Source organism: Streptomyces sp. R44 (assembly GCF_041053105.1).
Classification (GTDB): Bacteria; Actinomycetota; Actinomycetes; order Streptomycetales; family Streptomycetaceae; genus Streptomyces.
The window spans coordinates 1,366,706-1,385,694 of sequence record NZ_CP163444.1; the positions used below are offsets into that span (position 1 = coordinate 1,366,706).

General features: G+C 72.6%; 21 protein-coding genes. 10 read left to right on the forward strand and 11 right to left on the reverse strand.

Going from position 1 to position 18,989, the window contains the following annotated elements; translation table 11 throughout:
* The first annotated feature begins 2 nt into the window (after positions 1-2).
* Entirely contained in the window at positions 3-464 is a 462-nt protein-coding gene (locus AB5J54_RS06240; protein WP_369142894.1) for a hypothetical protein, read from the forward strand.
* Positions 465-514: 50 nt separating this feature from the next.
* Here the strand turns inward: AB5J54_RS06240 and AB5J54_RS06245 are convergent, their stop codons facing one another.
* Entirely contained in the window at positions 515-1,729 is a 1,215-nt protein-coding gene (locus AB5J54_RS06245) for an acyl-CoA dehydrogenase family protein (protein WP_369142895.1), read from the reverse strand.
* A gap of 162 nt (positions 1,730-1,891) precedes the next feature.
* Here AB5J54_RS06245 and AB5J54_RS06250 point away from each other — a divergent pair, with 162 nt between their 5' ends.
* Complete coding sequence (locus tag AB5J54_RS06250; RefSeq protein ID WP_369142896.1) at positions 1,892-2,539, forward strand: TetR family transcriptional regulator; 648 nt, start codon at positions 1,892-1,894, stop codon at positions 2,537-2,539.
* Between the two features lie 47 nt (positions 2,540-2,586).
* Here AB5J54_RS06250 and def read toward each other — a convergent pair whose 3' ends face one another.
* Entirely contained in the window at positions 2,587-3,144 is a 558-nt protein-coding gene (gene def, locus AB5J54_RS06255) for a peptide deformylase (protein WP_369142897.1), read from the reverse strand.
* 126 nt (positions 3,145-3,270) lie between these two features.
* Between def and AB5J54_RS06260 the strand changes: the two genes are divergently transcribed.
* From AB5J54_RS06260 to AB5J54_RS06280, 5 genes are all read left to right on the forward strand, one after another.
* A complete protein-coding gene (locus AB5J54_RS06260; protein ID WP_369142898.1) occupies positions 3,271-4,518 on the forward strand; it encodes a MurT ligase domain-containing protein in 1,248 nt (415 codons plus the stop codon).
* 19 nt (positions 4,519-4,537) lie between these two features.
* On the forward strand, positions 4,538-5,266 hold the full coding sequence (locus tag AB5J54_RS06265; RefSeq protein ID WP_041128037.1) for a type 1 glutamine amidotransferase: 729 nt from the start codon (positions 4,538-4,540) through the stop codon (positions 5,264-5,266).
* A gap of 158 nt (positions 5,267-5,424) precedes the next feature.
* Positions 5,425-6,450 (forward strand): 6-phosphofructokinase, encoded by a 1,026-nt coding sequence (locus AB5J54_RS06270; RefSeq protein WP_369142899.1) that lies wholly within the window; start codon positions 5,425-5,427, stop codon positions 6,448-6,450.
* 102 nt (positions 6,451-6,552) lie between these two features.
* Positions 6,553-7,503 carry a cytochrome c oxidase assembly protein gene (locus AB5J54_RS06275; protein ID WP_369142900.1) on the forward strand — a complete coding sequence of 317 codons (951 nt, stop codon included), beginning with the start codon at positions 6,553-6,555 and terminating at the stop codon, positions 7,501-7,503.
* Between the two features lie 161 nt (positions 7,504-7,664).
* Positions 7,665-7,865, forward strand: a complete 201-nt coding sequence (locus AB5J54_RS06280; RefSeq protein WP_369142901.1) for a hypothetical protein — start codon at positions 7,665-7,667, stop codon at positions 7,863-7,865.
* A gap of 39 nt (positions 7,866-7,904) precedes the next feature.
* Here AB5J54_RS06280 and AB5J54_RS06285 read toward each other — a convergent pair whose 3' ends face one another.
* Complete coding sequence (locus AB5J54_RS06285; protein WP_369142902.1) at positions 7,905-8,933, reverse strand: DUF3048 domain-containing protein; 1,029 nt, start codon at positions 8,931-8,933, stop codon at positions 7,905-7,907.
* Positions 8,934-9,012: 79 nt separating this feature from the next.
* On the opposite strand from AB5J54_RS06285, the gene AB5J54_RS06290 reads away from it, so the two are divergent.
* Positions 9,013-9,696: a lysophospholipid acyltransferase family protein gene (locus AB5J54_RS06290; RefSeq protein ID WP_369149234.1), complete on the forward strand. Its 684-nt coding sequence runs from the start codon at positions 9,013-9,015 to the stop codon at positions 9,694-9,696.
* Between the two features lie 64 nt (positions 9,697-9,760).
* Positions 9,761-10,795: an NAD-dependent epimerase/dehydratase family protein gene (locus AB5J54_RS06295; RefSeq protein WP_369142903.1), complete on the forward strand. Its 1,035-nt coding sequence runs from the start codon at positions 9,761-9,763 to the stop codon at positions 10,793-10,795.
* Between the two features lie 71 nt (positions 10,796-10,866).
* Here AB5J54_RS06295 and AB5J54_RS06300 read toward each other — a convergent pair whose 3' ends face one another.
* The 8 genes from AB5J54_RS06300 to AB5J54_RS06335 form a co-directional block, all read right to left on the reverse strand.
* The gene (locus AB5J54_RS06300) at positions 10,867-12,444 is read right to left on the reverse strand and encodes an alpha/beta hydrolase (RefSeq protein ID WP_369142904.1); all 1,578 of its coding nucleotides are present in this window, start codon (positions 12,442-12,444) and stop codon (positions 10,867-10,869) included.
* 142 nt (positions 12,445-12,586) lie between these two features.
* A complete protein-coding gene (locus AB5J54_RS06305) occupies positions 12,587-13,330 on the reverse strand; it encodes an urease accessory protein UreD (RefSeq protein ID WP_369149235.1) in 744 nt (247 codons plus the stop codon).
* Positions 13,327-14,004, reverse strand: coding sequence for an urease accessory protein UreG (gene ureG, locus AB5J54_RS06310; RefSeq protein WP_369142905.1), 678 nt, complete (start codon positions 14,002-14,004; stop codon positions 13,327-13,329). Before ureG ends, AB5J54_RS06305 begins: the two co-directional genes overlap by 4 nt.
* Before the next feature lie 27 nt (positions 14,005-14,031).
* Positions 14,032-14,694: an urease accessory protein UreF gene (locus AB5J54_RS06315; RefSeq protein ID WP_369142906.1), complete on the reverse strand. Its 663-nt coding sequence runs from the start codon at positions 14,692-14,694 to the stop codon at positions 14,032-14,034.
* Positions 14,694-16,415 (reverse strand): urease subunit alpha, encoded by a 1,722-nt coding sequence (locus tag AB5J54_RS06320; protein ID WP_369142907.1) that lies wholly within the window; start codon positions 16,413-16,415, stop codon positions 14,694-14,696. Before AB5J54_RS06320 ends, AB5J54_RS06315 begins: the two co-directional genes overlap by 1 nt.
* Positions 16,408-16,749, reverse strand: a complete 342-nt coding sequence (locus AB5J54_RS06325) for an urease subunit beta (RefSeq protein ID WP_369142908.1) — start codon at positions 16,747-16,749, stop codon at positions 16,408-16,410. The genes AB5J54_RS06320 and AB5J54_RS06325 overlap by 8 nt, the downstream gene beginning before the upstream one ends.
* Positions 16,750-16,762: 13 nt before the next feature.
* Complete coding sequence (locus AB5J54_RS06330; RefSeq protein ID WP_369142909.1) at positions 16,763-17,065, reverse strand: urease subunit gamma; 303 nt, start codon at positions 17,063-17,065, stop codon at positions 16,763-16,765.
* A gap of 163 nt (positions 17,066-17,228) precedes the next feature.
* Positions 17,229-17,861 (reverse strand): TetR/AcrR family transcriptional regulator, encoded by a 633-nt coding sequence (locus AB5J54_RS06335; protein WP_369142910.1) that lies wholly within the window; start codon positions 17,859-17,861, stop codon positions 17,229-17,231.
* 104 nt (positions 17,862-17,965) lie between these two features.
* Here AB5J54_RS06335 and AB5J54_RS06340 point away from each other — a divergent pair, with 104 nt between their 5' ends.
* A complete protein-coding gene (locus AB5J54_RS06340; protein WP_369142911.1) occupies positions 17,966-18,967 on the forward strand; it encodes an ABC transporter permease in 1,002 nt (333 codons plus the stop codon).
* Positions 18,968-18,989 lie beyond the last annotated feature (22 nt).

Below are 18,989 nucleotides of genomic sequence, written 5' to 3' on the forward strand. Positions count from 1 at the left end.
CGATGTCCATCACACTGCGTCGCACCGCCGTCAGGTCGCTCATCGCGGCGGCCATGGCCTCCGTCGTCGTGGCGGGGACCGCCGGCAGCGCCTCGGCGCACTCGTACTCGAACCAGCTCGTGAAGGGGGAGTACCTCGGAGCCGGCGAGTACATCCAGCGTGCGACCTACACGGGAGACGGCGACTTCACCCTGATCATGCAGTCCGACGGAAACCTGGTGCTGTACCGCAGCAACGGCTACGGGGCCCGGAAGGTCTGCTGGGCCTCCAACACGCGGTACGCCGGTGGGACGCACGTCGTCTACCAGCAGGACGGCAACTTCGTCATGTACCCGGACTGGAGCACCCGCGCCGTGTGGTCGAGCAACACCTACGGCGGCGCCGGAAGCACGGTCGACATCAACAAGTTCGGCGTCCTGTACGTCGGCACCACGCCGATCAGCAGCAACTGCCCGGCGTTCTAGCCGGGCGCGGGCCCGCCGGGCCCTCACGGACCCGGCGGGCGGGCGTTTCGCTACTTGGCGAGCGCGCGGCTGATGACCATGCGCTGGATCTCGCTCGTGCCCTCGAAGATCGTGTAGATGGCGGCGTCGCGGTGCATGCGCTCCACCGGGTACTCGCGGGTGTAGCCGTTGCCGCCGAGGATCTGGATGGCCTGGGCGGTGACCTTCTTGGCGACCTCGCTCGCGTACAGCTTGGACATGGAGCCCTCGGCCGCGGTGAAGGGCTTGCCGGCCGTGGCCATCCAGGAGGCGCGCCAGACGAGGAGCCGGGCGGCGTCGATCTGGGTGGCCATGTCGGCGAGCTGGAAGGCGACGCCCTGGTTCTCGATGATCGGGCGGCCGAACTGCACGCGGGTCCTGGCGTAGTCGAGGGCGACCTCGTACGCGGCGCGGGCGGTGCCGACCGCCATGGCGCCGACCGCGGGGCGGGAGGCCTCGAAGGTGGCCATGGCGGCGTTCTTCACGCGCTCGCCGCCCGCCTTGGCCTTCTCCCGGGCGCGGGCGAGCCGCTCGTCCAGCTTGTCCTTGCCGCCGAGCAGGCAGGAGCCGGGCACGCGGACGTCCTCCAGGACGACCTCGGCGGTGTGGGAGGCGCGGATGCCGTGCTTCTGGAACTTCTGGCCCTGGGACAGGCCGGGGGTGTTCGGCGGCACGATGAACGAGGCGTGGCCCTTGGAGCCGAGCTCGGCGTCGACGACGGCGACGACGACGTGGACGTTGGCGATGCCGCCGTTGGTCGCCCAGGTCTTGGTGCCGTTGAGGACCCACTCGTCCTTGGCCTCGTCGTACACGGCCCGGGTGCGCATGGAGGCGACGTCCGAGCCGGCGTCGGGCTCGGAGGAGCAGAAGGCGGCGACCTTGACGTCGTTCGCGTCGCCGTACATCTGCGGGACCCAGGTGCCGATCTGCTCCTCGGTGCCGTTGGCGAGGACGCCGACGGCGGCGAGGCCGGTGCCGACGATGGAGAGGGCGATGCCGGCGTCGCCCCAGAAGAGCTCCTCCATCGCCATCGGGATGCCGAGGCCGGTCGGGTCGAAGAACTGCTGGGCGTAGAAATCGAGGGAGTAGATGCCGAGCTTGGCCGCTTCCTGGATGATCGGCCAGGGAGTCTCCTCACGCTCGTCCCACTCGGCGGCCGCGGGGCGCATCACATCGGCGGCGAAGCCGTGGAGCCAGTCGCGGACCTGCTTCTGGTCCTCGTTGAGTTCGAGCGTGAACTCGCCCATGTTCCCTCCCAGCATGACGTTACTTGCGGTAACAGCAGTCTGTTACCGGCGGGTAGAGGCTGTCAACCTGCGGTGGAGCGGCTCGGCCCGACCGACATCGGATCCCGGCCGGGTGTTACGTTGCGACAGCCTCACGAATCGCACGGGCGGGGAGACACGCACATGGACATCGCACACCGGGCCACCGACCAGCAGACGCCCGCCGAGCAGCGGCGCCGCGAGCTGTTGGAGGCGGCGGACCGGGTGGTGCTCCGGGACGGCCCCCAGGCTTCCATGAACGCGATCGCGGCCGAGGCCGGGATCACCAAGCCGATCCTCTACCGCCACTTCGGCGACAAGGGCGGCCTCTACCGCGCCCTCGCCACCCGCCACACCGACGCGCTCCTCGCCTCGCTGCGGGCCTCGCTCGACGCCCCCGCCGACCGGCGCCGCCGCGTCGAGGCCACCCTCGACACGTACCTGGCGTCCATCGAGGCGATGCCCCAGGTCTACCGCTTCCTCATGCACCCCGCGGAGGAGCCCCACCAGACCGAGCAGGGCTTCGACGTCGGCCGCCACTCGGCCCCGCTGCTGCGCCGCATGGGCGAGGAGCTCGGCCAGGTCATCGCCGAGCGCGTCGACCTGGGCCCGGCCGCCGAGGCCCAGGCCCGGATCTGGGGCCACGGCATCGTCGGCATGATGCACGCGGCCGGCGACTGGTGGCTCGGCGAACGCCCCTGCTCCCGCGCGGACCTCGTCAAGAGCCTGGCGGACCTGCTGTGGGGCCGGCTCGCGGAGGCGGACGACCGCCCGGGCGGACCCGGCTTCTAGGCCCCGCGAGCCCGGCAGGATCCGAAGGACAGGCCCTGGGCGGTCTTCTACGAGATCCGGTCCGCTCCGCTCCCCCACGGCTGCTTGCGGATCGTGCGCAGCAGGCGTGACTTGCGCCACCCCGTGACGTGGTCCGCGTAGACCCCGCCCTCCAGGTGGTCCGTCTCGTGCTGGAGGCAGCGGGCGAAGAAACCCGTGCCCTCGATCCGTATCGGAGTGCCGTCCATCCGGACGCCCTCGACCACCGCGCGGTCGAAGCGGGGCGTCGGCGCCTCCAGGCCCGGCAGGGAGAGGCAGCCCTCGGGGCCCCGGATCTCGTCGCCGTCCGCTTCCACCAGGCGCGGGTTCACCACATGGCCCAGGTGGCGGTTGTCCTCGTCGTCGGGGCAGTCGTACACGAAGACCCGCAGGTCCACGCCGATCTGGTTCGCCGCCAGGCCCACGCCGTGCGCCGCGTACATCGTGGCGAACATGTCCTCGACGAGCCGGGCCAGTTGGGGTCCGAAGTCGGTGACGGGCGCGCAGGGGCTGTGCAGCACGGGGTCGCCGAGGAGCGTCATCGCTCGGACGAGGCCGGAACTGCCGGGGATGGGGCGGTTTCGCATGGCCGTAAGGGTACGGTCCACTGTGACCTCCCTGTTTCGTGCGGCCGCTCGACGGTGCCGCTGTTCGGGCTCCTGGCCGGATCTCGATAGGCTGAGCCCGGACCGACGCAAGGAGGAACAAGAACGATGTCAGGACACCCCGGTAATCCAGAGCCGCTGTCGCCGCGCGCCAAGCTGGCCGTGACGGCGGGCAAGGCCGCGGCCGCGGTGTCGCGTGCGGCGGGACGCGGCAGCGGATCGGTGATCGGCGGCCGGGTGGCGCTGAAGCTCGACCCCGACCTGCTGGGCCGGCTCGCGCAGCATCTGGACGTCGTCCTGGTGTCGGCGACGAACGGCAAGACCACGACGACCCGGCTGATCGCGGAGGCGCTGCGCGCCAGCGGTCCGGTCGTCTCGAACGCCCTGGGCGCCAACATGCCCGCGGGCATCACCTCGGCGCTGGCCGGCGGCTCGGAGTCCAAGTTCGGCGTGATCGAGGTCGACGAGAAGTACCTCGCCGGCGTCGCCCGGGACACCACGCCCAAGGTGATCGCGCTGCTCAACCTCTCGCGCGACCAGCTCGACCGCGCGGCCGAGACCCGGATGCTCGCCGAGAAGTGGCGCGAGGGCCTCAACGGCACCAAGGCCGTGGTCGTCGCCAACGCCGACGACCCGCTCATCGTGTGGGCCGCCTCCTCCTCCCCGAACGTGGTGTGGGTCGCCGCCGGCCAGGAGTGGAAGGACGACGCCTGGTCGTGCCCCGCCTGCGGCGGTGTGATGCAGCGCCCGGGCGACGACTGGTTCTGCGGCGAGTGCGGCTTCCGCCGTCCCGCGCCGAGCTGGGCGCTCAGCGGCGACCACGTGCTCGACCCGCACGGTTCGGCCTGGCCGATCCGGCTCCAGCTGCCCGGCCGCGCCAACAAGGCGAACGCCGCGACCTCGGCCGCCGTCGCCGCCGTCTTCGGGGTGCCGCCGCAGGTGGCCCTGGAGCGCATGTACCAGGTGCAGGCCGTCGCCGGACGCTACGACGTGGTCTCCTTCCAGAACCGCGACCTGCGTCTGCTCCTGGCGAAGAACCCGGCCGGCTGGCTCGAAACGTTTTCCCTCATCGACGGGCCGCCCGCCCCGGTGATCCTGTCCGTCAACGCGCGCGGCGCCGACGGCACGGACACCTCCTGGCTGTGGGACGTGGACTACGGCCGGCTCGCCGGCCACCCGATCATGGTGATCGGCGACCGGAAGCTGGACCTGGCGGTCCGCCTGGAGGTCGCGGGCGTGGACTTCCGCGTCTGCGAGACGCTCGACGAGGCCGTCGCGATGGCCCCGCCCGGGCAGATCGAACTGATCGCCAACTACACCGCCTTCCAGGACGTCCGCCGCCGCGTCGGCAACTGACCCGTAGAGGACTTGCAGCATGAGTGACAGCAGCCTGCGCCTGGTCTGGGTCTACCCGGACCTGCTCAGCACCTACGGCGACCAGGGCAACGTCCTCGTCGTCCAGCGCCGTGCCGAACAGCGCGGCCTCAGCGTCGAGCGCGTCGACGTCCGCAGCGACCAGCCGGTGCCGACCTCGGGCGACATCTACCTGATCGGCGGCGGCGAGGACCGTCCGCAGCGGCTCGCGGCGGAGCGGCTCCGGCGGGACGGCGGCCTGAGCCGGGCCGCCTCCAACGGCGCGATCATCTTCTCGGTCTGCGCCGGGTACCAGATCCTGGGCCACGAGTTCATCAACGACCTCGGCGAGCGCGAGCCCGGCCTCGGGCTCATCGACGTGATCTCGACCCGCGGCGAGGGCGCCCGCTGCGTCGGCGACGTCCTCGCGGACATCGACCCGCGCCTGGGCCTGCCCCAGCTGACCGGATTCGAGAACCACCAGGGCATCACCCATCTCGGCCCGACGGCCCGGCCGTTCGCCCGGACCGTGTTCGGCAACGGCAACGGGACCGGCGACGGCACCGAGGGCGCGTACAACGACACCGTCTTCGGCACGTACATGCACGGCCCCGTCATGGCGCGGAACCCGCAGATCGCGGACCTGCTCCTGAAGCTGGCCCTCGACGTGAACGCACTGCCGCCGACCGACGACCGCTGGTACGAGGCGCTGCGCGCGGAGCGCATCGCGGCGGCGACCCAGCCCGCCTGAGTCAATCCGCGCACCGCCGTCGGTCCCTCGTACGAACGTACGTTGTCCACTGTGCGGACATCCGGTTCGGCCCCGCCACCCTGCGACGATAGGGTGGCGGGGATCCAGCCGGACGACGTGGTCCGGGAGTCGGCCCACGTTGCAAAGGTTTTTGGGCTATGCGCATTGGCGTGCTCACCTCCGGCGGAGACTGCCCCGGTCTGAACGCTGTCATCCGTTCCGTCGTGCACCGCGCCGTCGTCGATCACGGCGACGAGGTCATCGGCTTCCACGACGGGTGGAAGGGCCTCCTGGAGTGCGACTACCGCAAGCTCGATCTCGACGCGGTGGGCGGCATCCTGGCCCGGGGCGGCACCATCCTCGGCTCCTCGCGGGTCCAGCCCGCGCACCTCGTCGACGGCGTCGAGCGGGCCAAGGGCCACGTCGCCGACCTCGGTCTCGACGCCATCATCCCGATCGGCGGCGAGGGCACCCTCAAGGCGGCCAACCTGCTCTCCCAGGCGGGCCTCCCGATCGTCGGCGTCCCCAAGACGATCGACAACGACATCGCCTCCACCGACGTCACCTTCGGCTTCGACACCGCCGTCACCGTCGCCACCGAGGCCCTCGACCGGCTGAAGACCACCGCCGAGTCGCACCAGCGGGTCCTCGTCGTCGAGGTGATGGGCCGCCACACCGGCTGGATAGCGCTGCACTCCGGCATGGCCGCCGGCGCGCACGCCGTGGTCGTCCCCGAGCGCCCCTTCGACATCGACGAGCTGACCGCCCGGGTCGGCGAGCGCTTCGAGGCCGGCAAGCGGTTCGCGATCGTGGTCGTCGCCGAGGGCGCGAAGCCGCGCGAGGGCTCGATGGACTTCAAGACCGCCGGCACCGACATCTACGGCCACGAGCGCTTCACCGGCATCGCCAACCAGCTCTCCGCCGAGCTGGAGGGACGCCTCGGCAAGGAGGCCCGCCCGGTCATCCTGGGTCACGTCCAGCGCGGGGGCACCCCGACCGCGTACGACCGCGTCCTCGCCACCCGCTTCGGCTGGCACGCCGTCGAGGCGGCGCACCGCGGCGAGTTCGGCATGCTGACCGCGCTGCGCGGCACGGAGATCACGATGGTCCCGCTCGCGCAGGCCGTCGAGACCCTCAAGACGGTCCCGGCCGACCGCTACGCCGAGGCGGAGTGCGTGCTCTGACGGCTCCCGTCCGTGACATCCGCCCCCGGTCGCAGTCGCGGCCGGGGGCGGTTCTAGTCTGGTGCGGACAACAAGCGCGAATCGGGCTCCAGGAGTGTACGGATGGATCACAGCGGGCACGGCATGACCACGGATCTGCCGCCGTTCACGCTGGGGCGGGGCCTGGAGTTCTCTCCCGACCTCTTCTTCCTGATCGGCTGCCTCGCGGCGCTCGGTCTGTACGGGTGGGGAGTGGCGCGGCTGCGGCGGCGCGGTGACGCGTGGCCGGTCAGCCGGACGGTCCTCTTCACCGTCGGCGTGCTGACCGTCGCCCTGATGATGTGCACCAAGCTCAACGACTACGGCATGGTCATGTTCAGCGTGCACATGGTGCAGCACATGGTGATCTCCATGCTGTCGCCGATCCTGCTGCTGCTCGGCGCTCCGGTGACCCTCGCCCTGCGGGCGCTGCCGGTGGCGGGCCGGGGCTCGACGGGGCCGCGCGAGCTGCTCCTGAAGCTGCTGCACAGCCGGTACATGAAGGTGATCACGCACCCGGCGTTCACCATCTCCATGTTCATCGCGAGCCTGTACGGGCTGTACTTCTCGCCGCTCTTCGACTTCCTGATGGGCTCCAGGGTCGGGCACATCGGGATGATGGTGCACTTCCTGATGGTGGGCCTGATCTTCTTCTGGCCGATCATGGGCGTGGACCCGGGTCCGCACCGGCCGGGGTACGTGATGCGGATGCTGGAGCTGTTCGCGGGCATGCCGTTCCACGCGTTCTTCGGCATCGCCATGATGATGGCGACGCAGCCGATGGTGGAGGCGTACAAGAACCCGCCGGCCTCGCTCGGGATCGACGCGCTCGCCGACCAGAACGCGGCGGGCGGCATCGCCTGGGCGTTCAGCGAGATCCCGTCGGTGCTCGTGCTGATCGCGCTGGTCTACCAGTGGTACCACTCCGAGCAGCGGCAGGCCGTCCGCAAGGACCGGGCCGCCGACCGGGACGGCGACAAGGAGCTGGAGGCGTACAACGCCTATCTGGCGAGCCTGCAGGGGCGGAGCAGCTGACCTTCTCCGGCCTCGCTTCCGGGTCCGGTGCCGCGCGCGGCGCCGGGCCCTTTCGCGTCCCGGCGCACGCCGGAGCGTCCGGGGAGTAGCGCGCGCCCCTCTCGGGGGGTCACGATGGGCTGAACGGCTTCCGCGGCCCCGGTCGGGAGGAGGGCGGGCTGATGTCCGGTCCCACGAAGACGATGACGGTGCTCACGTGCGCCGCGCTGGTGCTGACGACGGCCTACACGGTGGCGCTCGGCAGCAGCGGCTGGCTCTGGTTCGGCCTGGTGGTCCTGATCGTGGTGACGATCGGGATGGCGGCGGCGGACAGCTCCGTACCACCTTCTCCACGGTCCCGCCCGCCGGGCACCACCTCCTGACCGGCGGCACGCGCCAGGGCCTGATCCCAAGGACAGGCCCTAGCCGCGCGGGGCCAGGACGATCCAGGTCTGGCCCGGGGCGAAGGGCAGGGGCTTTCCGGCCGGGGTGGCGAAGGTGGTGCCGGACGCGGCCGAGGGGCGGGACCAGCGGGCCTCGTAGGCGCGTCCGTCGCGCAGGACGAGCGCCGTACCGCTGCCCACGGTCTCGCTGTACGGGGAGACCGAGCCGAAGCGGTCGTGGAAGCGCGAGGGACGGATCGTGACGCGCTGGACGACGACCGTCTCCGGGGTGAGCGGGCCGGTGTCGGTGGCACGGGCCTGGCGGCCGTCCATGGCCACCCGCCAGGCGTGGTCGGCGGCGGACCACGTGAAGGTGTAGCGGGCCGCCGGGTAGCGGACGGCCGAGGTCTTCACCGGGGTGCCGCCGGGCGGGGCGGGACCGAAGCGGAAGCCGATGTCCCGCGGGTCGTCGGCGCCCGGGGCGGCCGCGAGGGCGCGGCCGGGGCGCAGGTACAGGTTGTGCGGGACGGGGCGGTCCGCCGAGCGCCGGAAGGCCTGGGGTGTGGTGCCCTCCGTGACGAGGTGGAGGGGCGCGGCCCGCAGCAGCGGGTTGAGGGCCGACTGGGCGCCGGAGTAGGCGAGGACGGGGTGGCCGAAGTCGCTTAGCAGGGCGATGTCGGATTCTCGGGCGCTGCGGACGGGGCCGGTGAGGGCGGGGAGGTGGGAGGAGTAGACGGCCATGAGCCGGGTCACTCCGCCCTCGACCTGTTCGACGTAGACGAGGTCGGCCGCGCCGAGTCCGGTGTGGGGGCGGGCCGCCGGCACGTTGTCGAGCTTCACGGCCAGGACGGGGGCCGGCCGGGCAGGGAGTCCCGTGAAGGGCGAGAGGCCGGTGCGCGTGGGGGCGGGCGTCGTGGGGGCGGGCGTCGTGGCGGGCGCGGTCGTCGGCGTGGGGCTGGGCTCCGACGGGCCCGAGCCGGAGCAGCCGTGGAGCCCGGCCGCCGTCAGCGCGCACAGCAGCGCGGTGAGGACGCGGCCGGGGCGCCTGACCCCGCGCTCGCCTGTCATGTGACGCTCCCCCACCAGTGGACCACGGGCGCGCGCGGGGATACAACGGGGCGTGACGGACGACGAACGGGGGTCGCGCGTGTTCTACCAGCTGATGAAGTACGTCCTGCTCGGACCGCTCCTCAGGCTGCTCTTCCGGCCGCGGATCGAGGGGCTCGAACACATCCCGGAGGAGGGGGCCGCGATCGTCGCGGGCAATCACCTCTCCTTCTCCGACCACTTCCTGATGCCGGTCGTGCTCGACCGGCGGATCACCTTCCTCGCGAAGCAGGAGTACTTCACGGGGCCGGGGCTCAAGGGCCGGTTGACGGCCGCCTTCTTCCGGGCCGCCGGGCAGATCCCGGTGGACCGGTCGGGGAAGGAGGCCGGCAAGGCGGCGATCCGGGAGGGGCTCGGCGTCCTCGACCGGGGCGAGCTGCTCGGGATCTATCCCGAGGGGACGCGTTCGCACGACGGCCGGCTCTACAAGGGCAAGGTGGGGGTGGCGGTGATGGCGCTGACGGCCGGGGTGCCGGTGGTGCCGTGCGCGATGGTGGGGACCTTCGAGATCCAGCCGCCGGGGAAGGTCGTGCCGAGGATCCGCCGGGTCACCATCCGGTTCGGGGCACCGCTGGACTTCTCCCGGTTCGCCGGGTCGGCGGGTGAGAAGGCCGTGGTCCGCGCGGTGACGGACGAGATCATGTACGAGTACGTGGACGAGTACGCGGCGGTGGTGAAGGCCGCGGAGTCCGCCTCGGAGAAGTTCCCGGACGGGGAACGCTGAGGGCGGATCCGCGCACGGCGCAATTCTCTGTGCCGCCGCCCCGGGCGGCCGTAGCGTCCCGGTCATGACCAAGGGAAACGCGTTCGTGCTGGGTGCGACGGGACAGGTGGGGCGGGCGGCCGTGCGGGCGCTCGTCGCGGACGGCTGGGAGGTGACGGCCGCCTCGCGGGGCGGTGCCGGGGACGACAGGTGGCCGGACGGGGTCCGGTCGGTCGCGCTCGACCGGAACGAGGAGGGGGCGCTGGCGGCGGCGCTCGGTGAGGGCACCGACGTCCTGGTGGACGTGGTGGCGTACGACGCCGGGCACGCCGCCCAGTTGACCGGGCTCGCGGACCGGATCGGCTCGGCGGTGGTGATCTCCAGCGGGGCGGTGTACGAGGACGCGCAGGGGCGCAGCTTCGACACCCAGGACCAGCCGGACGGCTTCCCGCGCTATCCGGTGCCGATCCCGGAGTCGCTGGCGACGGTGGCCCCGGGCGACGGCACGTACAGCACGCGGAAGGTCGCCCTGGAGCAGGCGCTGACGGCGGCCGGGGAGCTGCTGCCGACGACGCTGCTGCGCGCGGGCTCGATCCACGGCCCGCACTGCCGGTCGCCGCGGGAGCTGTTCTTCGTGAAACGGGCCCTCGACCGGCGGCCGGTGCGGGTGCTCGCGTACAACGGCCTGTCGCAGTTCCACCCGGCGAACGTGGACAATCTGGCCGAGCTGATCCGGCTCGCGGCGGCGCGGCCGGGCACGCGGGTCCTCAACGCCGGCGATCCGGACGTGCCGACGACCGCGGAGATCTCCGCGGCGGTGGACGCGGTCGTGGGCGTGGAGAGCGAGCTCGTGCTCGTGGACGGGCCGCCGCCGGTGGGCATCGTGGGCGAGACGCCGTGGGGCCTGGACGCGCCGATCGTGTACGACATGACGGCGGCGGAGCGGGAGCTGGGCTACCGGCCGGTGGTGGGGTACGCGGAGTCGCTGTCGGCGACGGTGGAGTGGCTGACGGAGCGGCTCGCGGGCCGGGGGTGGCTGGAGGCGTTCCCGAACCTGGCGAAGTACGGGCAGGACTGGTTCGACTACGCGGCCGAGGACGCCTGGCTCGCCTCGCGTTGACACCCGCGCGGCGACGCGCGGAGGGGCGGCCGCCGTGTGGCGACCGCCCCCCCTGTTCCGTGGTGCGGGTGTTACGGCTTGGGCGTGGCGTGCGGCGCGCACGTCACGTCCTGGCTGTCCACCTTGCCGGTGAGCAGGTACGTCTCGACCCGCGGGTTGATGCAGGAGTTCACCAGGCCGGTGACGCCGTGCGAGCCGGCGTTCTGCTCGGTGATGAGACGCGAGCCCTTGAAGCGCTTGTGCAGCTCGACCGCGCCGGCGTACGGCGTCGCCGCGTCACGCTCGGACTGGACGATGAGCACCGGCGGCAGGCCCTTGCCGGTCTTGACCTCGGTCGGCTTCTGGCGCGGCGCGGACCAGGTGGCGCACGGCAGGTTCATCCAGGCGTTCGCCCAGGTCATGAACGGGTACTGCTCGTGGAGGCGGGAGTTGTCCCGGTCCCACTTGTTCCAGTTCGTCGGCCAGGGCGAGTCGGCGCACTCGACGGCGGTGTAGACGGCGTTGCCGTTCTCCGACGCGATGTTGCCGGCGGTGTCGGTGAGGTCGGCGGCGGCGCCGTCGATGAGCGGCTGCGGGTCGCCCGCGGCGTACGCGCTCCAGGCCTCCGCCACCGGGACCCACGAGGAGTCGTAGTACGGGGCGCTCTGGAAGAAGCCGATGAGCTCGGCCGGTCCGACCTTGCCGCCCAGGGGCTCCTTCTTGGCGGCGGCGCGCAGGGTCACCCACTGCTGCTGGACCTTCGCCAGGGTGTCGCCGAGGTGGTACGTGGCGTCGTTCTGGGCGACCCAGTTCATCCAGTCCTCGAGGCGACCCTCGAAGGCGATGTCCTGCTCCAGGTTGGCCTGGTACCAGATGTTGCTCTTCGCCGGGTTGACCACGCTGTCGACGATCATGCGGCGCACGTGGTTCGGGTACAGCGTGCCGTAGACGGCGCCGAGGTAGGTGCCGTACGAGACGCCGATGAAGTTGAGCTTCTTCTCGCCGAGCGCGGCCCGGATGACGTCGAGGTCACGGGCGGTGTTGCGCGTCGTCATGTAGGGCAGCATGTCGCCGCTCTTCTCGGCGCAGCCCTTGGCGTACTCGGCGGCCAGCTTGCGCTGGGCGAGCTTGTCGGCCTCGCTGTCCGGGACCGGGTCGAGCTTCGGGCCCTTGACGAACTCGGTCGGGTCGACGCAGGAGATGGGCGCCGAGTGGCCGACACCGCGCGGGTCGAAGCCCACGAAGTCGTACGCCTTCGCGGTGTTCACCCAGAGCGGGTTGTTGGTGGTGACCCGGCGCGGGAAGCGCAGGCCGGAGCCGCCGGGGCCGCCCGGGTTGTAGAGCAGAGCGCCCTGGCGCTCGGCGGGCGTGCCGGTGGACTTGGCGCGGTCCACGGCGAGCTTGATCTTCTTGCCGTGAGGCTCGGCGTAGTCGACCGGGACGGTGACCCAGCCGCACTGGATGGGCTTGGCGAAGCCCCAGTCCGCCGGACAGTCCTGCCAGTCGATGCCGGCCTTCGCGGCCTCGGCGGCGGCGATGGTCGCGCCGCGCGCCTCCTCGTCACGGTCGTGGCCGGTGACCGCACCGGCCGTCGGCGCCGCGAGCGCGGTCGCCATGAGCGTGCCCGCTATCAGAGTGCCGGCCGAGCCGAGCACTGCTGTGCGTCTCAATGGTCCTCCCCCAGAAGGAGTCTGTGTGTCCGGGGGATCCTTTCGTCCCTGGGGCTCGCGATGAAAGAGCGAACGCCTGTTTCTTTGCCGAACCAATAACCGGTGACAGGTGTACCGCTGAGCGGTGAACATGAGGAGTCGGTCAGAACGGGACGATTCCGGCAAGTACTTCGTCGAGGAGCCGGCGCAGCGCGAGCGCGTCCGGGGCGACGGCGGTGGCGAGGGCGGCGGGCCCGGCGAGCGGGCTGACCACCGCGTTCTCCCCGTACCGCCGCGCCTCCACCGGCTTCTCGGCGAACGCCAGGTCGACGACAAGCAGTTGGCCGGTGGCCCGGTGGCCGCCGAGGACCGCGCCGCCGTCCCAGCCGCCGGGCGCACCGGGTCCGAAGGCCAGCTCCTGGTCGAGCAGGGGGCGGCCGGCGCGGCGCACGGTGAGGCGGGTGCTGAGGGTGCCGGGCCCCTCTCCGTGCCGGCCGAGGACCTGTTCCTCGCGGAGGACGAGCCGGGCGGTGGGCGCGAGGTCGACGGTGGTGCGCATCCGCAGGTGCGAGCCGGCGGCGGAGACGAGCTGTTCGGGCAGCCAGCGGAGCACCGCGTCCTCGCCGACGGCGATCCGGACGTCGTACGCGGCGGGCTCGGCGCTCCGGCCGGGCAGGGCGAGGGTGGCGGCGGCCGAGTCGACGAGGAGCCGGGCCCCGTCCCGCACCTCGGTCTCGATCGCGAGCCGGTCCCCGCCCAGCGGTGCGCTCATCGCCCCGACGACGGTGACCCGGGTGTACGGTCCGGCGGCCCGGGTGCGACGCAGGGCGAGGGGGCCGTCGCTCACCAGGAGCGGCAGTCCGCCGTCGGCGTCGGCGGCGATCCGGGCGGTGGCGCGCAGGCTCACGCGGTCCACGCCGCGAGCTGTGCCCGGACCCAGTCGGCGACGGGAGCGACGCCGTTCTCGCCGCGCAGCGAGGTGAAGGCGACGGGCAGGGCGCCGCGCTGCTCCCCGGCGTCGCGGGCCATCCGCGCCAGGTCGGAGCCGACGTGCGGGGCGAGGTCGGTCTTGTTGATGACGAGGAGGTCGGCGGTGGTGACGCCGGGGCCGCCCTTGCGGGGGATGTCGTCGCCGCCGGCCACGTCGATGACGAAGATCTGGGCGTCGACGAGCCCCTTGGAGAAGGTGGCGGTGAGGTTGTCGCCGCCGGACTCGACGAGGATGAGGTCGAGCGGGCCGACGGTGTCCTCCAGCTCCTCGACGGCTTCCAGGTTGGCGGAGATGTCGTCGCGGATGGCGGTGTGCGGGCAGGCGCCGGTCTCGACGGCCTGGATGCGCTCGGGCGGCAGGACGGCGTTGCGGAGCAGGAACTCGGCGTCCTCGCGGGTGTAGATGTCGTTGGTGACGACGGCGAGGGAGAGGGTGTCGCGCAGCTCCCGGCAGAGGGCGGCGACGGTGGCGGTCTTGCCGGAGCCGACCGGTCCGCCGAGGCCGATGCGCAGGGCGCGGCGGGTGCCGTCGGGGCGGTGGGCGTCGGCGGAGACGGCGCCGTGGTGGGTGTGGGCGTGGTCGAGGTGCATGGGGAGGCTCCTGGGAGGTTCTGCGTGCTATGACGCGAAGAGGCGGACGGGCCAGGCCGCGTGCTGTTCGGCGGTGAGGTCGAGCAGCGGGGCGGAGGCGGCGGGCAGGGCGTCGACGCCCTGCCGGGCGGCAGCGGCGGCGCGTTCGGCGACCTGATCCATCTCGGGTGCGAGGCGGGCGAGGACGGCGGTGGCCTGGTAGGGGTCGAGGCTGAGGAGGCGGACGGCCGCGGTCGCCGGGCCGCCGACCGTCTCGTACGCGACGCAGTGCGCCGCGTCCTCGGGGCCGAGGCCGGCGGCTCGTGCGGCGGTGCCGAGGACGACGGGCTGGTGCGCGCCGCGCGGGAACGCGGCGGCGAGCGCGTCGAGTTCGGGGCTCGGCCAGGTGGCGCGGGCGGCCCGCATCAGCTGGCGGCCGAGCTTGCGGGCGGCGGCGCGCAGGGCCTCCGAGGGCGTGCGGGCGTCGGCCGCCGCGTCGAGCGCGTACGGGTCGAGTCCGTGCGCGGCCCCGGCGGCGAGGGCGGCCGAGGTGAGGCCCGTGGTGTGCAAGCGGCCCCGGCAGAAGGCCTCGAGCCCGGCGGCGTCCTTGATGCGGCCGGCCTTGACGGCGGCCTCGGCGCCGCCGGAGTGGGCGTGCCCGCCGGCGGGGAAGCGCCCGTCGGCGAGCACGAGGAGGGCGGAGCGCGACATCAGAAGAGGAAGTAACGCTGGGCCATGGGGAGTTCGGCCGCCGGTGCCGGTTCGACCGTCTCGCCGTCGATGGACACCGAGAAGGTGTCGGCGTCGACCTCGACCCGGGGCAGGGCGTCGTTCTCGCGCATGTCGGCCTTGGTGACCCGCCGGGTGGAGCCGATGGCGGTGAACTCCTTGTGCAGCCCGAGCTTCCGCGGCAGGTCGTCCTCGATCGCCGCCTGGGCGACGAAGTTGACCGAGCCGGCCGCCGCGGCCCGGCCGAGCGCGCCGAACATCGGGCGGGGCAGGACGGGCTGGGGCGTGGGGATGGAGGCGTTGGCGTCGCCCATCTGCGCGTACGCGATCTGGCCGCCCTTGACGACGACGAGCGGCTTCACGCCGAAGAAGGCGGGCTCCCAGAGGACCAGGTCGGCGAGCTTGCCGGGCTCGACCGAGCCGATGAGGTGGCCCATGCCCTGGGCGACGGCCGGGTTGATCGTGTACTTGGCGACGTAGCGGCGGGCCCGGTGGTTGTCGGCGGCACCGTCGCCCGGCAGGGCTCCGCGGCGCTTCTTCATGACGTGGGCGGTCTGCCAGGTCCGCATGATCACCTCGCCGATCCGGCCCATGGCCTGGGAGTCGGAGGAGATGATCGAGATGGCCCCCAGGTCGTGGAGGACGTCCTCGGCGGCGATGGTGGAGGGCCGGATGCGGGACTCCGCGAAGGCGAGGTCCTCGGGGACGGCCGGGTTGAGGTGGTGGCAGACCATCAGCATGTCGAGGTGTTCCTCGATGGTGTTGACGGTGTGCGGCCGGGTCGGGTTGGTCGAGCTGGGCAGTACGTACGGCTCGGAGACCACCGTGATGATGTCGGGGGCGTGCCCGCCGCCGGCGCCTTCCGTGTGGTACGCGTGGATCGTGCGTCCGGCGATGGCGGCGAGGGTGTCGCCGACGAAGCCCGCCTCGTTCAGGGTGTCGGTGTGGATGGCGAGCTGGGCGCCCGTCTCCTCGCACACGCTCAGACAGGCGTCGATGACGGCGGGGGTGGCGCCCCAGTCCTCGTGGATCTTGAAGCCGAGCGCGCCGCCGCGCAGCTGGGAGTGCATCGCCTCCCGGGACGTCGTGTTGCCCTTGCCGAGGAGGCCGATGTTCACGGGGAAGGTGTCCAGGGCCTCGAACATCCGGGCCATGTGCCAGGGGCCGGGGGTGATCGTGGTCGCCTTGGTGCCCTCGGCGGGGCCGGTGCCGCCGCCGACGAGGGTGGTGACGCCGGTGGCGAGGGCCTGCTCGACGACGGTGGGCGAGATGAAGTGGACGTGGGTGTCGACGGCGCCCGCGGTGACGATCCGGCCGTTGCCGACGATGATCTCGGTCTCGGGCCCGATGACGAGGTCGGGGTGGACGCCGTCCATGGTGTCCGGGTTGCCGGCCTTGCCGAGGGCCGTGATGCGGCCGTCCCGGATCCCGATGTCCGCCTTCACGACGCCCCAGTGGTCGATGACCACGGCACCGGTGATGACGGTGTCGGGGGCGCCCTCGGCGCGGGTGGTGCGGGCCTGGCCCATGGACTCGCGGACGACCTTGCCGCCGCCGAAGACGGCCTCCTCGCCGGCGCGGCCCGGGCCGCCGCAGCGGTCCTCCTCGATCTCGACGAGGAGGTCGGTGTCGGCAAGGCGGATGCGGTCGCCGGTGGTGGGGCCGAACAGGTCGGCGTAGACGGCGCGGTGGAGGTCAGGCACGGTCGCCGTCCTTGTCGTGGGCGGTGCTGTCGAGGGGTCCGGCGGTCTCGCCGCGCAGGCCGGGCACGATCCGGCGGCCGGCGATCGGGACGAGTTCGACCTCGACGGGGATGCCGGGCTCGAAGCGGACGGCGGTCCCGGCGGCGATGTGCAGCCGCTGCCCGTGGGCGGCGCCGCGGTCGAAGTCCAGGCCGGGGTTGACCTCGGCGAAGTGGTAGTGGGAGCCGACCTGGACGGGCCGGTCGGCCGCGTTGAGGACGGTGAGGCGGGTGACGGGGCGCCCTTCGTTGAGGGCGACGGGGCCGTCCGCGTACAGGATCTCTCCGGGGATCATCGGCGGCCGCCCGTCAGATGATGGGGTCGTGGACGGTGACGAGCTTGGTGCCGTCCGGGAAGGTGGCCTCGACCTGGACGTCGTGGATCATCTCCGGGATGCCGTCCATGACCTCGTCGCGGGTGAGCACCTTGCGCCCGGAGGCCATCAGCTCGGCGACGGTACGGCCGTCCCGGGCGCCTTCCAGGATGTGGGAAGTGATGAGCGCGACGGCCTCGGGGTGGTTGAGCCGCACACCGCGGGCCCGGCGCCTCTCGGCCACGTCGGCCGCCACATGGATGAGCAGGCGCTCCTGCTCGTGCGGGCTCAGTTGCACTCTTCCACCTCACAGTCGTCGACCGGGACGGGACCCGGACAGCTGCGGACCCTACCGACCGTCAACACTCTGTTGAACTGCGGAGATGCGGTGCGCGGCCAGACATTGCACGTTAGGGCGGAAGTTTTTCCGGCTCGTTAACTCCGGCTTTGCGTTCTCATGATCATCCGATCGGGCGGGCGTTCCCGGCCACGGACATCGACATCAGGCCACGCAGTCCGTCCTCCAGGACCTCGACGGACACGTCGCCGAAGAGGGCCTGCTGGGCGATGAAACCCTGGGCGGTGGCGATCAGGGTGCGTGCCACATGGTCGGAAGGGACGTCGGCGCGGAGGAGGCCGTTCTCCCGGTAGGCGGTCACGAGCCTCGTCCACGCGTCCCGCATCCCGTGGTAGCCCTCGGAGAGGGTGGCGGCCAGCTGCTCGTTGCGCAGCGTCTCCGTCCAGACCTGGATGATCAGGCGCGCGAAGGCCTGCCGGTCGGCGCCCACGATCCGCTCCTCCAGGAAGAGCCGGAGGACCGCGCCGAGCAGGACGTCGGGGGTGGGTGGCGGGGTGGCGCGGGACGCCTCCTCGAAGGCGCCCCGGATGCCGGCGAAGGCCTCGGTCGCGATGGCCGCGATGAGCTCCTCCTTGCCGCGGAAGTAGCGGTAGACCGCGCCCGCGGACAGGCCCACCTCGGCGAGCACGTCCTGCATGGACGTGGCGTGGAAGCCGTTGCGGGCGAAGCAGCGCGCGGCGCCGTCGAGGATCTGGCGGCGGCGGGCGTCGAGGTGTTCCTGGGAGACACGTGCCATGGACTGAACCTAAAACGAATGTTCATTCTTGACAACTTCCCCGGGGCGGCGCACGCTGGGGCCGACGTAAAACGAACGATCCTTCTCTTTGAATCGAGGACGCCATGTCCGCCGCCACCGCCCCCTCGGCCGCCGCGGGGCGCAGAACCCTCGCGGTGCTCGTACTGATACCGGTCGTCGCCGCCCTCGCCCTCGCGGTCTTCGCCTGGCCCGCCGCGCGCATCGCCCCCCGCGACCTGCCGATCGGCGTGGCCGGGCCCGCCGCCGCGGCCGACGCGGTCGAGAAGCAGCTCGGACGGCACGAGGGGGCCTTCGAGATCCACCGGTACGAGGACGCCGAAGCCGCCCGGGCCGCGATCGAGGATCGCGACGTATACGGAGCCGTGGTCGTGGGCCCGCGCGGTACGGAGCTCCTCACCGCCTCGGCGGGGAGCCCGGTCGTGGCCGGGCTGCTGCGCGAGGCCGTGGCCGCGCAGGCCCCGGCGGGAACACCCGTCCCGGTCACGGACGTGGTCGCCGCACCGGCCGACGACCCCCGGGGCGCCGTGCTCGGCGCGAGCCTGCTGCCCCTCGCCCTCGTCGGGGCGGCCACCGGGGTGGCCACCGTGCTGCTCGGTCTGCGCGGGGCCGGGGCGGTCGCGGCGCTGGTGGGCGCGTCGGCGCTCGCGGGGCTCGTGGGTGCGGCGCTCGCCGACAGCTGGCTCGGCGCGCTGACCGGCGACTGGTGGGCCGAGGCCGGGGTCCTCGGTCTGACCGTCCTCGCGATCGGCTCCGCCTTCGCGGGGCTCGCGACGCTGCTCGGCAAGCCCGGCTTCGGACTCGGGGCCGCCCTGACGATCCTGCTCGGCAACGCGTTCTCGGGGATGTCGAGCGCGCCGGAGCTGTTGCCCACCGGGGTGGGCGCGCTCGGCCAGTGGCTGCCGCCGGGCGCCGCGGGCTCGGCCCTGCGGTCCGTCTCCGCCTTCGACGGCGCGGCGGCGGGCGGCCCGCTCCTCGTCCTCTCCCTCTGGGCGGCGGCGGGCCTGGCCGCGACCGCGTTCGGCGCGCGGCGCCGCCGGGCGGAGGCGGCACCCGCGACGGAGCCCGCACCGGTGCCGGTGGGCTGAGGCCCGCACCCCAAGACGGCCG

Bases quoted from the DNA above. Each gene is read 5' to 3' on its own strand.
- AB5J54_RS06295 (WP_369142903.1), top strand. From the start codon at position 9,761: ATGACCAAGGGAAACGCGTTCGTGCTGGGTGCGACGGGACAGGTGGGG.
- AB5J54_RS06335 (WP_369142910.1), bottom strand. From the start codon at position 17,861: ATGGCACGTGTCTCCCAGGAACACCTCGACGCCCGCCGCCGCCAGATC.
- AB5J54_RS06275 (WP_369142900.1), top strand. From the start codon at position 6,553: ATGGATCACAGCGGGCACGGCATGACCACGGATCTGCCGCCGTTCACG.
- AB5J54_RS06285 (WP_369142902.1), bottom strand. From the start codon at position 8,933: ATGACAGGCGAGCGCGGGGTCAGGCGCCCCGGCCGCGTCCTCACCGCG.
- AB5J54_RS06340 (WP_369142911.1), top strand. From the start codon at position 17,966: ATGTCCGCCGCCACCGCCCCCTCGGCCGCCGCGGGGCGCAGAACCCTC.
- def (WP_369142897.1), bottom strand. From the start codon at position 3,144: ATGCGAAACCGCCCCATCCCCGGCAGTTCCGGCCTCGTCCGAGCGATG.
- AB5J54_RS06280 (WP_369142901.1), top strand. From the start codon at position 7,665: ATGTCCGGTCCCACGAAGACGATGACGGTGCTCACGTGCGCCGCGCTG.
- AB5J54_RS06315 (WP_369142906.1), bottom strand. From the start codon at position 14,694: ATGTCGCGCTCCGCCCTCCTCGTGCTCGCCGACGGGCGCTTCCCCGCC.
- AB5J54_RS06260 (WP_369142898.1), top strand. From the start codon at position 3,271: ATGTCAGGACACCCCGGTAATCCAGAGCCGCTGTCGCCGCGCGCCAAG.
- AB5J54_RS06270 (WP_369142899.1), top strand. From the start codon at position 5,425: ATGCGCATTGGCGTGCTCACCTCCGGCGGAGACTGCCCCGGTCTGAAC.
- AB5J54_RS06325 (WP_369142908.1), bottom strand. From the start codon at position 16,749: ATGATCCCCGGAGAGATCCTGTACGCGGACGGCCCCGTCGCCCTCAAC.
- AB5J54_RS06245 (WP_369142895.1), bottom strand. From the start codon at position 1,729: ATGGGCGAGTTCACGCTCGAACTCAACGAGGACCAGAAGCAGGTCCGC.
- AB5J54_RS06250 (WP_369142896.1), top strand. From the start codon at position 1,892: ATGGACATCGCACACCGGGCCACCGACCAGCAGACGCCCGCCGAGCAG.
- ureG (WP_369142905.1), bottom strand. From the start codon at position 14,004: ATGCACCTCGACCACGCCCACACCCACCACGGCGCCGTCTCCGCCGAC.
- AB5J54_RS06265 (WP_041128037.1), top strand. From the start codon at position 4,538: ATGAGTGACAGCAGCCTGCGCCTGGTCTGGGTCTACCCGGACCTGCTC.
- AB5J54_RS06240 (WP_369142894.1), top strand. From the start codon at position 3: ATGTCCATCACACTGCGTCGCACCGCCGTCAGGTCGCTCATCGCGGCG.